Below are 15696 nucleotides of genomic sequence, written 5' to 3'. Positions count from 1 at the left end.
GCCCCGAAAAGAGATTACAGACGGGTTGGAGCAGGAACCGCAGCAGACGGCGTCACCTGAGTCGGTGAGGTCGAAGGAACGGTGGTCGCTGCGCCCGGCTGGGTTGGCATCGCCATAGACGGTACCGGTACCAGCAGCAGCTCTGCTTTGGTGCCACCCTGGTTAATCACTGGCTTCACGCCTTCAGTGATAAAGGCCAGCTTACCGTCGATTGAGATGGCTGCGCTTAACAGAATGCGTGCATCAGGCTTGATGTCGGCTGGGTTAAACGGCAGCACGAACTGGAACGGTGCCTGTTTGCCTTCGGTTCGCACCACGCGCTGCGACAGCACTTTTGAGGGTGCATCGGCGACGGACGCATCAGAGAGCGTCACGGTTAATACCGCATCCGGCGGCAGCGCAATGCGCTGGCGGATAAAGACTGAACCACTTACGTTGGGCTGCGCAATCGCCGCCGTCTGTCCTGCAACCGCAGAACCCAGAGTTGGCGTTGGCACGGGTTTACTCTTGTCGGCGCATCCTACAACAGCAACCGCCATAACTACTCCACTGAACACATGCCTGAGTTTCATTGATGTCGTCTCCATTTGATCAAAATGATTGTCGGCAGCGAATCCTGCTTACAGCGCTTCACTCGCCGTATGTCCTTAATGTTGGCACAAAAATGAAATTTTGCCTGGCACCGACAATGGAGAAAGTCTGATTGACGTCAACTGGTCCGATCTTTCACACTGAGCAGGTCACTATATTGAGGAACGCGCCATGAGTCAGGCACTGCAAAATCTGCTGAATTTATTAAATCTGGAAAAACTGGAAGAGGGTTTATATCGCGGCCAGAGCGAAGATATTGGCCTTCGTCAGGTGTTTGGCGGTCAGGTGGTGGGTCAGGCGCTGTATGCCGCAAAGCAAACCGTGGCGGAAGATCGCATTATTCACTCTTTTCACAGCTATTTTTTGCGGCCCGGCGATAGTCAGAAAGCGATTATTTATGATGTTGAAACGTTGCGTGATGGCAAAAGTTTCAGTGCCCGGCGGGTCAGTGCCATTCAGAATGGGCAGCCGATTTTTTATATGACCGCCTCGTTCCAGTCACCGGAAAGCGGCTTTGAACATCAGAATCCGATGCCACAGGTGGCGGGGCCAGAGAATCTGTTAACTGAACAGGCGATGGCGCAGAAAATGGCGCATCTGCTGCCAGAAAAGCTACGTGAAAAATTCATTGCTGAGCGTCCGCTGGAGATCCGCCCGGTACAGATTCACAATCCTCTTCGGGGCCATGTGGATAAGCCGGAGCGCCAGGTCTGGATCCGCGCCACCGGCCCACTGCCCGACGACTTACGTATCCATCAGTATCTGCTCGGCTATGCTTCCGATCTCAATTTCCTGCCGGTCGCGCTCCAGCCGCACGGCAAAGGCTTTTTAGAGCCGGACATGCAGGTCGCCACTATCGACCACTCAATGTGGTTCCACCGCCCGTTCGACTTCAGTGAATGGCTGCTCTATAGCGTAGTCAGTACTTCGGCGTCAGGCGCACGGGGTTTTGTCCGGGGCGAGTTCTACAATCAGAAGGGTGTCCTGGTGGCCTCAACGGTTCAGGAAGGGGTCATGCGTCAGCGCAGCGAATAAAAAAAGGGGCGATTACTCGCCCCCGATTGATCTTTTCACTGCCCATCCATTACTGGTTGTAAGCATTCTCGCCGTGGCTGTTTACATCCAGACCTTCACGCTCATGCTCTTCCGGAACGCGCAGACCGACAATCAAATCAGCCAGCTTGAAGCCGATGAAGGCGACAACGCCCGACCAGACGATAGTCAGGCCCACGCTGAAGAGCTGTACCCAAACCTGATGGCCCATGGTGACACCCTCTGCGTAGCCTACGCCGCCCAGTGAAGAGGAGGCAAACACGCCAGTCAGGATACAGCCGACAATGCCGCACACGCCATGCACGCCGAACACATCGCAGGGATCATCCACGCGCAGCCATTTTTTCAGGGTGGTCACGCCCCACAGTCCCGCCAGTCCGCCGACCAGGCCGATGATTAATGCACCGCCGACGCCGACGTAACCACAGGCAGGCGTAATCGCTACTAATCCGGCAATAAAGCCTGAACAGGCACCCAGCAGCGAAGGCTTACCACGTACCGCCCACTCGCCAAAGGTCCATGACAACACGGCGCCCGCTGTGGCGACAACGGTGTTCAGGAAGGCCAGCGCCGCGATTTCGTTTGCTGCAGAAGCAGAACCGGCGTTGAAACCGAACCAGCCGACATACAGAATGGCGGTGCCGGTGAATACCATTGGCAGGTTGTGTGGTTTGAAGGCCTCTTTACCAAAGCCGGCACGTTTGCCCACCAGATAAGCGCCCACCAGACCGGCGACAGCGGCGTTGATATGCACCACGGTGCCGCCAGCAAAGTCCAGCGCGCCATCCTGTGCCAGGAAACCGCCAGCCCACACCATGTGCGCGATAGGCAGGTAAGCCAGGGTCAGCCAGACGCCGACAAAAATCAGTACGGCAGAGAAACGGATGCGTTCTGCGATAGCACCGACAATCAGGCCCACCGTGATACAGGCAAACGAGGCCTGGAACGCGACATGAATATATTGATAGAAACTGCCCATGACGGCGGTCAGCTGAATGTTTTTCAGCATCACCCAGTTAAAGCTGCCAAAGAAGGCGTTGCCTTCACTGAACGCCAGTGAATAGCCGTAAACCATCCACAATACGCAGACCAGTGAGAAGGTGACGGCAACCTGAGTCAGCATCGACAGCACGTTTTTACCGCGAATCAAACCACCATAAAACAGCGCGATACCTGGAATTGACATAAACAGCACCAGCGCGGTGCAAATCATCATAAATGCGTTATCAGCCTTGTCCGCAACGGCAGGCGCAGCCATTGCGAGTGAGGGTAACAGTGCCAGGCTGGTGAGGCCCAACTTAGCGAAAATTTTATTCATTTTTATTCCATCCCATCACAGTACTGAGTCTTTATTACAGAGCGGCTTCGTCGGTCTCGCCGGTACGAATACGGATGACGCGCTGCAGTTCAGCCACGAAAATTTTACCGTCGCCAATTTTGCCGGTGTAAGCTGCTTTACTGATGACATCCACCACTTCGTCTAACTGATCGTCGGCAATAGCGATATCAATTTTGACCTTAGGCAGGAAGTTCACGCTGTACTCTGCGCCACGATAAAGCTCTGCATGGCCCTTCTGACGGCCAAAACCTTTCACTTCGGAGACGGTCAGTCCCTGAATGCCGATAGAGGATAAAGCTTCACGTACATCCTCCAGCTTGAATGGCTTAATTACGACGGTAACCAGCTTCATTGGATCCCCTCCAGCGAGTAAATAGGTAACGTTTACGGACACGCAGGGATATAAGCAAAGCCTGTGCCAGAGTGTGAAAATGACGGTAATCCGTTGTTCAGGCGAGACGCGACAAGGGATGCTTTAAAGAGGATGGGAAACAGAGAGGCCGTACAGGGGTAATTGCAGCGGAGGGCTGCACTCCTTTGGTGCTTCAGGCGTCAAAGGAGTGCATTTATACAGATTAATCTGATAAAGGTGCGCAAAAAAGGTGCAACTCAGCCTTCAGTTGTTACAGCGACGCCCGATACCAGATCTTCACCTGCCTGCTGCAGCTGATACATCTGCCAGTAACGTCCCTGAATCGCCAGCAGTTGCTGATGCGTACCCTGCTCAACCACACGACCACGATGCAGCACCAGAATCTTGTCTGCTTCAATAATCGTTGAGAGGCGGTGAGCAATCACCACCAGCGTGCTGTGCTGGCGTAGCGTCTCAAGCGTCTGCTGAATGGCCTGCTCGGTGCCGGAATCAATATTGGCCGTCGCTTCGTCGAGGATCAGTATCTGCGGCAGATCAACCAGCACCCGGGCCAGTGCCAGCAGCTGTTTCTGCCCGACCGACAGATTATTACCCTGCTCGCCCAGCCGGGTATGTATTCCCTCCGGCAACGCATGCGCCAGCGGAGCCAGCTGCACCTGTTCCAGCACCGTCCAGACGGCCTCTTCGCTGATGTCACGTCCCAGCCGCACATTCGCCAGCAGCGTATCGGCCAGCACCACCGGATCCTGTTGCACCATCGCAATACCGCGGCGCAGCACGGCATGGCTCAGGTTGCTGATGGGTCGATCATCAATGCGGATCTCGCCACGCGTTACCGGGTAGTAACCCATTAACAGGTTCGCCAGCGTGCTTTTACCGCTGCCGGTATGTCCCACCAGCGCCACAAACTCGCGTGGGGCAACCTCAAGATTGATATCACTGAGCACATCGCGGTTTTCACGGTAGGCAAAGCTCAGATTGTTCAGGGTGATACGACCTGAAGCCAGCGGTTGTTGATCGGCACCATACTGCTGCTGTGCAGCATCCATCAGTTCGAAAATACGCTCACCTGAAACTACCGCCTGCTGCAGCATCGATTGCTGAGTGGTCAGCTCAATCAGCGGCTCATTCAGACGCCCCAGATAGGTAATAAAGGCATAGAGTACCCCCACTTCAAACACGCCAGGCATCGAGAAACTAAACAGGATCAGCAGCCCACACAACACCATCGCTGAAAACAGGCTCAACAGCGGACGCAGCAGAAAACCATCCAGACGCAGCGTTTCCATTCGCGCCAGATAGTGAGAACGGCTCGCTTCGCCCATACGCTCACCAAATCGCGCCTGCTGACGAAACTGCTGGATCACGCTCATACCGCTGATCACTTCGTTAAAGCCATTATTGATGTCTGCCAGATAGCTGCGAACCCGACGGGCAATGGGCGTGCTGTAACGCTGATAGATGAACATCACCACCAGTACCAGCGGGAAGATCATCATCGCCACCAGCGCCATACGCCAGTCAAGGCTGAACATCGCCACCATCATGGCGCCGACCAGTGCGGCACTGCGCAGCACGGTTGAAACCACCGTGACGTAGAGATCGCGGATGACTTCGGTGTCGTTAGTCACGCGTGAAATAATCTGCCCGACCGGCTGGGTATCAAAGGCACTCAGCGGCTGACAGAGTGCGGCATTCATCACGTCACTGCGTAACCGCTGTACCACGCCGATAGCGGCTCGGTTAAACAACAGCGCCTGCCAGTAGTGCAGCCCGGCGGCCAGCAGCTGAAGCAGGATAAAACTGACCACCAGTCCGGCGACCACTCCCCAGGGCATCTGATGTTTCGCCACCAGGTTATCGATAAAGTAGCTGACCAGCACCGGTCCGGTCACTTCCGCCGCGGCAGCGATCCACAGCATCCCTACCGCCAGCGACAGGGATTTACGCCACGGCTTACCGTAGCTCAGCAGACGCTTCAGGGTAGGCCACAAGCGTGCAGACTTAGCCATACGGCACTCCTTTCTCATTTTCATCATCATCCAGCGCCGCTTCCAGTTGCTGGTAACGGTACATGTCCCGATACCAGCCAGCACTGCCGGTCAGGGCGTCGTGGTCGCCCCGCTGCGCCACTCTGCCCTGCTGCAGGACCAGGATTTCACTGGCTTCCGTCAGCGCCGATAAGCGGTGCGCGCTGATAATCAGCGTGCGTCCCTGCCCCCAGATGCGCAGGTTATGCAGGATTTCGTGTTCGGTACGGCCATCGACCGCGGAAAGCGCGTCGTCCAGAATCAGGATTTCCGCATTCAGCAGCAGCGCCCGGGCAATCGAAAGACGCTGCTTCTGCCCACCCGACAGCATCACACCGCGCTCCCCGACTTCCGTTTCATAGCCCTGCGGCAAACGCAGGATATCGTCATGAACGCAGGCCAGCGTGGCGGCATGCTCAATCTCCTGCTGGGTTGCGCCCGGTTTCCCCAGCGCAATATTGTTCGCCACGCTGTCTGAGAACAGGAACGGTGTCTGGCTCACCACGGCCAGACGGCTGCGCCAGCTGTCCAGCCGCAACTGCGGCAGCGGGATCTGGTGATAACGGATGTCGCCCTGCTGAATATCAAAGTGGCGCTGAATCAGGCTAAGCAGCGTACTTTTGCCACTGCCGGTTGGCCCGCACAGCCCCAGCATCTCGCCGGGTTTCAGCTGGAAGCTGACATCGCTTAAGACCGGACCCACGCTGGCCGGATAGTTAAAGGCACGAATCGCGACCTGCAGCGTGCCCGGTTCAGATGGCAGTGACTTATCGCCATCTTCCACCGCTGGCGCTTCCGCCAGCAGCGCGCCGATGCGGCTCCAGGCGGCGCTGCCGCGTTCAACAATATTAAACATCCACGCCAGCGCCAGCATCGGCCAGATCATCAGGCCGAGATACATCACAAAGCTGGTGAGCTGCCCCAGCGTCATCTCTCCATGCCAGACCAGCCAGCTGCCGCCACCAATCGCCAGCAGGTTTGAGAAGCCGATAGCGATATAGATAGTGGGATCGAAACGGGCATCGACCCGCGCCACGCGCAGGTTTTTTTCACCGGTATCGCGGGCGATATCGGAAAATTGCTGCGACTGATGCTGTTCAAGGCCAAAGGATTTAATCATCCGGATGCTGGTCAGGCTCTCCTGCGTCTGATCGTTGAGACTGGAGAAGGCGGCCTGTGCCAGCTTAAAGCGATGGTGCAGTTGATTACCGTAGCGATGGATCACGATGGCCATAATGGGCATCGGCACCAGCGCAAGCAGCGTCAGCTGCCAGCTGATCTGCGTGCTCATTACCAGCAGCACCACGCAGCCCATGACCAGCGAGTCGACCAGCGTCAGTACTCCTTCCCCGGCAGCAAACACCACCCGATCCACGTCGTTGGTGGCGCGCGCAATCAGGTCGCCGGTGCGGTGACGCAGATAAAATGCCGGTTGCTGACGACTCAGCTGGCGATAGAAATCTTCGCGCAGCTCAACCGCCAGCTGGTAGGAGGCACCAAACAGCAGCACGCGCCAGACATAGCGCAGCAGATAGACCACCACTGCCGTTGCCAGCATGATCCCAATCCACATCATGATGCGGCTGGTGCTCATGTTGTCACGCGTCACGCCATCGACAATCACCCCGACCACATGCGGTGGCAGCAGCTGCAGAATAGCAATAACAATCAGCAGGAGGACCGCGCCCAGATAGCGCCGCCACTCCCGCAGAAAATACCAACTTAATTGACTGAATAATCGCACAACGCTGCTCTCAATCTCAGGCCCTCAGGGGGCGACAGGTAAAGCCGTGGTGTATTTAATCTCTTCCATGGCGAAGCTGGATGTCACATCAATCAGGCCGGGCACCCCATTCACTACTCGCTTGTAGAAAGCATCATAGCTTTTCATGTCGGCCACCTGAATGCGCAGCAGGTAATCATACTCGCCTGCCATACGGTAAAAGGCCATTACCTCCGGCATGCTGCTCACCACCGAGACAAATGCCTGATACCAGTCGCGGCTGTGCTGCTGCGTTTTAACAAACATAAACGCCGTCAGTGACAGTCCGATTTTATCTCCATCCAGCAACGCCACCCGTGCGCGAATAATGCCATCATCTTCAAGCTTTTTCAGGCGCTTCCAGCAGGGTGTGGTGGTGAGGTTGACGGCATCCGCCAGCGCCTGCAGCGACAGCGTGCAGTCATGCTGCAGCAGTGAGAGCAATTTAAGGTCAGTTTTATCTAACATTCGCGGCTCCGGGAGAATCATTTTCTCCATTACCGCCATTTTAGCGGTAATTGTGCAATCTCTTTTTCCTGCACGTGCCATAAAATAGCCGCATCACTTTTTTACCGGACGCCTGAGATGCACACCTGCTGGATTCGCCACGCTATCAACGAAATTAACGCTGATTTTCAACGATCGGCTGAGACCCATTTGATCCGTTTCGATCTGGCGGACTTTCCCGGCATCTGGTTCTATCTGAAAGATGAAAGTACCCATCCCAGTGGCAGTCTCAAACACCGGCTGGCACGATCCCTGTTCCTCTACGGCCTCTCCAACGGCTGGATTAAACAGGATACGCCGATTATCGAAGCCTCGTCAGGCAGCACTGCCGTTTCTGAGGCGTACTTCGCAAGGCTGCTGGGTCTGCCCTTTATTGCGGTGATGCCGGCGAGCACAGCGAAGCGTAAAATTGAGCAGATCACCTTTTATGGCGGACAGTGCCATTTTGTTGAAGATCCCTGCCAGCTCTATGCTGAATCTGAACGGCTGGCGCGGGAGCTCAATGGCCATTTTATGGATCAGTTTACCTATGCTGAACGTGCCACCGACTGGCGCGGCAATAACAATATTGCAGAGAGCATTTTCCGTCAGATGGAGCATGAACCTTATCCGATTCCCCATACGATAATCATGAGTGCGGGCACCGGCGGCACCTCAGCCACGCTGGGCCGCTATATCCGTTATCAGGGACTGGAAACCAAACTGCTGGTGGTTGATCCGCAGCATTCGGTGTTTTTTGATTACTGGCAGCAGCGTGATGCTACCCTGACCAGCGCGCGCGGCAGCATGATCGAAGGAATTGGCCGTCCGCGAGTGGAGCCGTCGTTTATGCCTGACGTGATCGACGAAATGATCAAAGTGCCGGATGGTGCAACGCTGGCCGCCATGCTGAAAATGGAAAAGATTCTGGGACGCAAGCCTGGCGCCTCTACCGGCACCAATTTCTGGGGCATGATGCAGGTGGCAAAACGCCTACGGGCAGCGAATCAGCAGGGAGCGCTGGTGACACTGCTGTGCGACAGCGGCGAACGTTATCCCGATAGCTACTATCAGCCTGAGTGGGTGGCAAAACATATTGGCGATATCACGCCATGGCAGCGCGAGCTGGAATAAAAAACCGGACATCCTGTCCGGTTCACGGCAATCCTCAGCATTCGGGGGAATACGCGAGGTCGGGTGTTGCCAGCCAGTGATTTAAATAGTGAGACACCGCCTGTGTCTCGCAATGCCCTAATACCGGCAGATGCGGTAGCGCGGCTTTCAGCTGCGCCATCGCATTGCCCATGATGAAACCCTGTCCGGCCTGCGCCAGCATCTCGCGATCGTTCATCGCATCACCAAACGCCATACACTCCGCCATGGTCAGCGACAGATGGTCACATAACAGTGCCAGCGCGCTGCCTTTATTGCAGCTGGCGGGCAACACCTCCAGACAATCCACAGCAGAGAAGCAGATGTTAGCCTGCTCGCCCAGTGCGGCATCCAGCTCTGTTTTTAGCTGACAGAGGCGCTGATGCTGATCGATAAAGCAGATTTTTGTCACCTGATGCGCGGGCAACCTTTTAAGATCGCACAGCTGATAGCCAAATCCGCTGATCTGATGGGCCACCAGCAGTTCAGGCTGTGGGTGATCGGTAAACCACCCCTGATCGTTGAAAACATGCAGGGTGGCGTGCGTATACCAGCGGCGGTGAATCACCTCTTCGGCGACCGAAGAGGGCAGATCACGCGCAAAGATCAGATTGCCCTGCCTGTCGTGTACACGGGTACCATTACCGGTAATCAGCCACGCGGGCAGTGTCATTTTTTCCCGTAAGATCTGCATCTCCAGCAGATGGCGGCCCGTCGCTAGCGCCAGATTAACGCCACGCAGATGCAACGCCTGCAGGCTATCCAGCGTCTGCTGACCCAGCTGATGATCCGGCAGCAATAATGTGCCATCCATATCGAACGCGGCTAAACGCACCATGATTTACCTCCTGCTGAAAGATGAACTCCACTATTGCCTGTTAATTGCGGAACTAATAGTGAATACTTTTAAAAAACTGTTCCGGGTTTAACATGCGCCAGCTTAACCGTCTTAATCAGTTCCAGCGTCTGTGGCAGCAGAGTCAGGGCGCCCCACAGCAAACCTGCGTGGCGGAGATGGCCCGCCACTGTATCTGCAGCGAGCGTCATCTGCGCACGTTGCTGTCACTGTGGCAGCATGCAGGCTGGCTCAGCTGGCGCGGCGAGCCTGGCCGTGGCAAACAGGGACAAATAGTGTTTCTGCGCTCACCTGAACAATTACGGCAGCAGTTGCTGCAACAACAGCTCGACGCCGGAGACGCCGCTGAGGCCTTGCAGCTGCTGGATCTGCCGCCGGAAAGGCTGATCAATATGCTGCGGCCATTAATGGGTGGACAGTGGCAGAACGATACGCCGGTTCTGCGCATCCCCTACTATCGTCCGATGGAGAGCACAGAGCCGCGCCAGATTACCGGTCGGGCCGAGCAGCACCTGGCTCGCCAGATCTATTCCGGTCTGACTCGCTTTGAGCAGGATGAGCCGGTCGGCGATCTGGCGCATCACTGGCAATATGACGAGGCGTCATCTGGCTGGTTATTCTGGTTACGGCCTCAGCTGATGTGGCACAACGACGAGCCTCTGCAGGCCGCACAACTGGTGGCGCAATTCCGCCAGCTGTTGCGGGATACGCGCGTCAGTGTGTTGCTGGCCGATGTGGTCAGCGTGGATGCGCCCCATCCGCTTGCGGTGCGTTTCGTACTGCGACGCCCTGATTTCTGGCTGCCCCATCGGCTCGCCCACTTGTTGTGCCTGCTGCCCCATCCCATCGATCCCGTCACGGGCAGCGGGCCGTGGAAACTCAGGCACTTCAGCGCCGAGCTGGTCAGGATTGAAAGTCACGCGCGCTGGCATCTGCAGCGTCCTCTGCTGCAGGCGGTGGAGTACTGGATTACCCCTCAGCTGTTTGATCCCGCTCTCGGCAGCAGCTGTCGTCATCCGGTGCAGATTGCGATAGGCGATGCCACAGAGCTCAGGACGCTGCAACCGGTCAGCAGCAGTATCAGCCTCGGCTTCTGTTATCTGGTCTGCCGACCACGAGCCGGATTTACCCCTGATCAGGCGCGCACGCTTTTCCAGCTGATCCAGCAAAGCGGCATTGTCAGCCGGTTGCCTCTGGATGAGGGACTCATCACTCCCAGTAAAGAGTTGTTACCTGGCTGGAGTGTGCCGCTGATTGATGCTGTCACGGTTCCCTTACCGGCGACCCTGACGCTGCATTATCAGTTGCCGGTTGAGCTGCACCAGATGTCACAGGCGCTGGTTGCACTGTTAAAACAGCACGGCTGCACCCTGAAGGTAGTTTTTCATCCGGTAAAAAACTGGCACGGCATCGACCCGCTTGATGAGGCAGATATCGTGATGGGCGACAGACTGATTGGTGATGCGCCGGTCTTTACGCTGACCAGCTGGTTGCAGACTGACCCGCTATGGCGGCCGCTGTGGCCCACGCCGCAGGGCGAAGAGATTCAGGCGCAACTGCTGGCTATCCAGCAAATTGCTGACAACGAAACCCGTGCCCGCTCGCTGCATCAGCTTTATCATCAGCTGATGACGGGCGGCATCCTGCTGCCACTGTTCAATTATCGCTATCAAATCTACGCGCCGCCGGGCGTTGAAGGGATTGAACTGAATACGCTGGGCTGGTTCGATTTCAGCCGCGCATGGATCCCGCCGCCCATTGATCTGCCATGCAGCTGTTCAGCGGCGGACTGAGGCATTACCATAAGCGCAAAATTAATTATCAGGAAAACACCATGAAACGCGCTGTTGTAGTTTTCAGCGGTGGACAAGACTCCACTACCTGCCTGATTCAGGCATTACAGCAATATGATGACGTTCATTGCGTCACTTTCGACTATGGACAACGCCATCGGGAAGAGATCGATGTGGCCCGCGACCTGGCGATTAAATTGGGCGCGCGCGCGCATAAAGTGCTGGATGTCACCATGCTGAACGAACTCGCCGTCAGCAGCCTGACGCGGGATAACATTCCGGTGCCGACTTATAATCCCGAGGCCAGTGGATTACCCAGTACGTTTGTGCCGGGACGCAATATTCTCTTTCTGACGCTGGCCTCGGTTTACGCTTATCAGGTCGAAGCGGAAGCGGTGATCACTGGCGTCTGTGAGACCGATTTCTCCGGCTATCCCGATTGTCGCGATGAGTTTGTCAAAGCGCTGAACCATGCGGTGTCGCTGGGCATGGCGCGCGATGTTCGTTTTGAGACGCCGCTGATGTGGCTCAATAAAGCGGAAACCTGGGCGCTGGCGGATTACTGGCAGCAGCTTGCGCTGGTACGCGAGCAGACGCTGACCTGCTATAACGGCGTGAAAGGTGATGGATGTGGTGAGTGTGCAGCCTGTCATTTACGGGCCAATGGCCTGCAGGGTTATCTCAACGATCGTGCTGGCGTAATGGCGGCAATGAAAGCAAAAAGCGGTCTTAACTAAGAGTGTCTGAGGTGGCGGCAGAGAATCCGGGTTGCCGCCTTTTTATCGACTCATGCCATCAGACGCATCAGTCGCTCACGCAACTCCCCTTCCAGCGCAACCGCCTTCTGAGTCCGCAAATCAATACAGACAAAAGTGAGTGCGGCATCCGCCACCACGGTCTCCTGCCCTGCCAGCAAAACCCGCTGCGCAATAATGCCGCTTTTGCCATTCAACTGCGTGATCTCACTTTCGATAGTCAGTACGTCGCCCAGCACGGCCGGGCGACGGTAGTTGATGTTGATGTTTACCACCACAAAAGCCAGTTTCTGTTCCTGCAACCAGTGGAATGCTTCCACCTCTTCCAGCCATTCCCAGCGCGCCTCCTCAAGAAACTCAAGATAGCGCGCATTATTGACGTGCTGATAGACATCCAGATGATAGCCGCGCACTTTTATGGTGGTCTGCATGGTCATGCTCTCCTGCTGCTGTGAATTAACTGGTTGGACCTGTTCACTTTAGCAGAGTCGCCTGTCTATCGTGGGTTAAGCATCACAGATGTGTACTGCTTCACAATTTCAGCCGGGCCGCATTTCGCTCTATCAACGCATTGCCGATACCCGGTACTTCACTGAGTTGCTGAATTGCGCTAAACGGTCCGTACTGTTCGCGATAGCTCACAATTGCCTGCGCCTTTTTCAGCCCCACCCCATTCATAACGGCAGAGAGCTGTTCGGCTGTTGCTTCATTAATGCTGACCTGATCCTGCTGTGGCTGCGCGGCGGCTTCCGGCTTCGACGCAGGATGTGAGCTCTGCGTGATGGCTGCGCTGACAGGTTCAGGTGCCGCAGAGACGCTGCTGTGACAGAGTGCGCCGCCCAGCGCGAGTGAAAGATAAAAGGCAACGAGTTTAGGTTTAGCCATGCTGTGTTTCTCCTTGTGTGTAAACAGCAGCGACAGAGTGGCACTACTGCACACAAGGCTCAAAAGCGGGATTTCAGAAATGGAAAAGGCCGCGAATGCGGCCTTTGATTGTTACAGTCGTTGCGCAGTTTCTGCGAGGCTTACTGCATTTGTGCGGCAGCGCCGTACTTAATTTTGGCCTCTTTACGCAGGTTTTGCAGTAACGCTTCAAACGCCAGCTGGGCATTATTCTGCGTGACGCCTTTGACCATTTCGTCAATCTGCGCCTGCGGCATGCTGCCGGTTTTAACTTTATCAACCGCCACCAGTACCACATTGCCCTGCATATCTTCGCTGACACCCCAGGAAGGTTTATTTTCCGCAGGCTGAGGCAGGTTAAAGGCAGTCTGTGCCACCGGATCCTGCGCATTGCGATCAACGGTCTTGCTGGCGCTCAGCGTCAGACCTGCGGCAGTCAGCGCATCCTGCTTACCGGCTTTGAGATCGGCCAGCAGCTTATCAGCCTGAGCTTTCGCCTGCTGCGTCGCTTTATCATGCTTAAGCGTGTCAGTGATCTGCGCCTTAACCTGCTCAAGCGATTTTACCGCTTCCGGTTTATGCTCACTGATACGCAGCACAAAGGCACGGTCGCCATCGACAGTGATGATATCGGAGTTGTTGCCCGGCGCGCCGTTTTGCCCGACCAGACCGCCATTAAAGATCGCCTGCTTCACCGCATCAAAGTTAAGCTCATCTGGCAGCGTATCCTGACTGAACCAGCCAGTCTCTTTCGCTTTCAGACCAGAAGCCTGCTCTGCACCCGCCAGTGACTCATTGTCATTGCTGGCCGCTTCGCTGACTTTCTGTTGCACTTTGTAGAAGGCATCAACGCCCTTCTCCTGCTTCACTTTCGCTGCAATGGCGCTGCGCACTTCATCCAGTGGCTTAACCTGCTCTGGCTGAATATCGTCAAGACGAACCACCAGGAAGCCCACTGAAGATTTGATCACGCCTGACATCTGGCCTTTCTCAGTCAGACCGGCATTTTTCAGCTCATCCGGCGTCGTAGAGGGTTCCAGCCAGCCCATATCGCCGCCCTTACGCGCAGAGATCGGGTCAATGGATTTGGCTTTTGCCACGTCAGCGAAGCTGGCACCCGCTTTCAGCTGCGCCAGGACCGCATTGGCATCGGCTTCAGTTTTGGTCTGAATGACGCTGTAGCGCGTACGCTGTGGCTGCGAATAGTCCGCTTTATGCTGGTCGTACCAGGCCTGAATATCGGCCTCGCTGGCATCCTGCTGCATGCTGGCTGCATCCATCAGGAGGTAGCTGACACGGAACTGCTCTGGTGCCATAAAGCTGGTTTTATGCTGCTGATAATACTGACTGATTTCGTCGTCAGTAACGGCCTGCTTCGCCGCCAGTGCATTGACGTCCAGCGTCGCCTGACGAATCTCACGCTGCTGTGAAACCAGGTCCACCAGTTTGCTGGCTTCGCCTTTCAGCGTGAAGTCGGTGTTAGCCACGGCATTGATCAGCTGTTGATTGGAGAGCTGCTTACGCAACGCTTCGGCATACTGGTCGGCGCTGAAGCCCATATTGCTGATCAGACTCAGATATTTGGCATTGTCGAATTTACCGTTGGTCTGAAAAGCCTGCTGATTGAAGATAGCCTGCTTCACCTGATCGTCGCTGATGCTGAGGTGGAGATCTTTGATGTAGCTATCAAGCAGCGCCTGATCGATTAGCTGCGACAGCGCCTGCTGCCGAATCTGCTGCATGTAGCCATCGTTGCTGGCCAGCTGTGAGAACTGATCGCCCAGCATCTGCTGCTGACGACTGCGCTCGCTGTTGAACGCCTGCTCCAGCTGTCCCCGGCTAATCTCCTGGCCGTTAACTTTGGCCGCATAGTCGTTATTGCCGCCAATCAGATAGTTGCCAACGCCCGTCAGCACAAAGGAGAGGATAATCAGCCCCAAAATAATCTTGAGCACGACATGGTTCGACGCCGCGCGTAAATTGTCCATCATGGTATGGCAACACTCCGCTGTAGTGTGAATGTAAAGCTCGGTCGCAATTCGCCATTGGCTGGCGACTCACGCAACTGCTGGCTTAGCTGGCAGTCTCAATCCGGTCCAGGTCCATCTTACGGCCCGATTCTCACCGGTTAAAACAAAAAAGGCACATCTGATTGATGTGCCCGTATGTTACATGAGAACGGGTTAATCGTCCTCTAATCCACTGAAGAAAATGCGTCAATGAATCTATTCGTTGTTATTAATTGACAGCGTCTTTCAATGCTTTACCAGCACGGAAGCCTGGTACTTTACCGGCCGGGATGGTGATCTCTTTACCGGTTTGCGGGTTGCGGCCAGTACGTGCAGCGCGGTCACGCACAGAGAATGTGCCGAAACCTACCAGAGCCACTTCATCACCGTCTTTCAGCGCATCTGAAACTGAGCCCATAAATGCATCTAAAACACGTCCCGCTGCAGCTTTAGAAATATCAGCATCGGCAGCAATTTTGTCGATCAATTGTGACTTATTCACTCTCTTCATCCCCTCTTTTATTATTTCACATCGTACCCTGCATCCGGCAGGGTGCGAACGCGCAGCAAGTTATATCAAGCCTGTGGAGCCGA

Annotated in this window: 15 protein-coding genes; 4 read left to right on the top strand and 11 right to left on the bottom strand. The window is 55.5% G+C overall.

The annotated features are described in order from the left end of the window. Positions 1 to 14 precede the first annotated feature (14 nt). The gene (locus HFD95_RS03840) at positions 15 to 572 is read right to left on the bottom strand and encodes a YbaY family lipoprotein (protein ID WP_010255881.1); all 558 of its coding nucleotides are present in this window, start codon (positions 570 to 572) and stop codon (positions 15 to 17) included. A 190-nt stretch (positions 573 to 762) separates the two neighbouring features. Between HFD95_RS03840 and tesB the strand changes: the two genes are divergently transcribed. After that, entirely contained in the window at positions 763 to 1626 is an 864-nt protein-coding gene (gene tesB, locus HFD95_RS03835; protein WP_045140707.1) for an acyl-CoA thioesterase II, read from the top strand. 49 nt (positions 1627 to 1675) lie between these two features. On the opposite strand, the gene amtB is transcribed toward tesB, so the two are convergent. The 5 genes from amtB to HFD95_RS03810 all read right to left on the bottom strand — a co-directional run bounded on the left by amtB (position 1676) and on the right by HFD95_RS03810 (position 7616). Then, complete coding sequence (gene amtB, locus HFD95_RS03830) at positions 1676 to 2962, bottom strand: ammonium transporter AmtB (protein ID WP_010255877.1); 1287 nt, start codon at positions 2960 to 2962, stop codon at positions 1676 to 1678. Between the two features lie 34 nt (positions 2963 to 2996). After that, positions 2997 to 3335: a P-II family nitrogen regulator gene (gene glnK / locus HFD95_RS03825; protein WP_003850469.1), complete on the bottom strand. Its 339-nt coding sequence runs from the start codon at positions 3333 to 3335 to the stop codon at positions 2997 to 2999. Positions 3336 to 3592: 257 nt separating this feature from the next. Beyond that, positions 3593 to 5368 (bottom strand): SmdB family multidrug efflux ABC transporter permease/ATP-binding protein, encoded by a 1776-nt coding sequence (locus HFD95_RS03820; protein ID WP_167429845.1) that lies wholly within the window; start codon positions 5366 to 5368, stop codon positions 3593 to 3595. Next, a complete protein-coding gene (locus HFD95_RS03815; RefSeq protein WP_045140709.1) occupies positions 5361 to 7130 on the bottom strand; it encodes a SmdA family multidrug ABC transporter permease/ATP-binding protein in 1770 nt (589 codons plus the stop codon). Before HFD95_RS03815 ends, HFD95_RS03820 begins: the two co-directional genes overlap by 8 nt. Positions 7131 to 7154: 24 nt before the next feature. Further along, a complete protein-coding gene (locus tag HFD95_RS03810) occupies positions 7155 to 7616 on the bottom strand; it encodes an Lrp/AsnC family transcriptional regulator (protein ID WP_031592177.1) in 462 nt (153 codons plus the stop codon). A 117-nt stretch (positions 7617 to 7733) separates the two neighbouring features. On the opposite strand from HFD95_RS03810, the gene HFD95_RS03805 reads away from it, so the two are divergent. Continuing rightward, a complete protein-coding gene (locus HFD95_RS03805; RefSeq protein WP_167429844.1) occupies positions 7734 to 8768 on the top strand; it encodes a PLP-dependent cysteine synthase family protein in 1035 nt (344 codons plus the stop codon). A gap of 34 nt (positions 8769 to 8802) precedes the next feature. Here the strand turns inward: HFD95_RS03805 and cof are convergent, their stop codons facing one another. Next, entirely contained in the window at positions 8803 to 9624 is an 822-nt protein-coding gene (gene cof, locus HFD95_RS03800) for an HMP-PP phosphatase (RefSeq protein ID WP_167429843.1), read from the bottom strand. Between the two features lie 92 nt (positions 9625 to 9716). Between cof and HFD95_RS03795 the strand changes: the two genes are divergently transcribed. Beyond that, the gene (locus tag HFD95_RS03795) at positions 9717 to 11435 is read left to right on the top strand and encodes an SgrR family transcriptional regulator (RefSeq protein WP_167429842.1); all 1719 of its coding nucleotides are present in this window, start codon (positions 9717 to 9719) and stop codon (positions 11433 to 11435) included. 41 nt (positions 11436 to 11476) lie between these two features. Beyond that, positions 11477 to 12172, top strand: coding sequence for a 7-cyano-7-deazaguanine synthase QueC (queC, locus tag HFD95_RS03790; protein WP_167429841.1), 696 nt, complete (start codon positions 11477 to 11479; stop codon positions 12170 to 12172). A gap of 50 nt (positions 12173 to 12222) precedes the next feature. On the opposite strand, the gene HFD95_RS03785 is transcribed toward queC, so the two are convergent. From HFD95_RS03785 to hupB, 4 genes are all read right to left on the bottom strand, one after another. Further along, complete coding sequence (locus HFD95_RS03785; RefSeq protein ID WP_010255851.1) at positions 12223 to 12621, bottom strand: YbgC/FadM family acyl-CoA thioesterase; 399 nt, start codon at positions 12619 to 12621, stop codon at positions 12223 to 12225. Positions 12622 to 12721: 100 nt separating this feature from the next. Beyond that, complete coding sequence (locus HFD95_RS03780; protein WP_167429840.1) at positions 12722 to 13075, bottom strand: helix-hairpin-helix domain-containing protein; 354 nt, start codon at positions 13073 to 13075, stop codon at positions 12722 to 12724. A 140-nt stretch (positions 13076 to 13215) separates the two neighbouring features. Further along, a complete protein-coding gene (gene ppiD / locus HFD95_RS03775; protein ID WP_064689920.1) occupies positions 13216 to 15084 on the bottom strand; it encodes a peptidylprolyl isomerase in 1869 nt (622 codons plus the stop codon). Between the two features lie 247 nt (positions 15085 to 15331). Next, positions 15332 to 15604 (bottom strand): nucleoid-associated protein HU-beta, encoded by a 273-nt coding sequence (gene hupB / locus HFD95_RS03770; RefSeq protein WP_009091701.1) that lies wholly within the window; start codon positions 15602 to 15604, stop codon positions 15332 to 15334. Between the last annotated feature and the right edge of the window lie 92 nt (positions 15605 to 15696).

Origin of the sequence: Pantoea sp. EKM10T (assembly GCF_011800685.1) — a bacterium.
Taxonomy (GTDB): domain Bacteria; phylum Pseudomonadota; class Gammaproteobacteria; order Enterobacterales; family Enterobacteriaceae; genus Pantoea; species Pantoea agglomerans.
The sequence above is the reverse complement of the archived record's forward strand: the minus strand, read 5'-3'. Positions and strand labels throughout refer to the sequence as shown.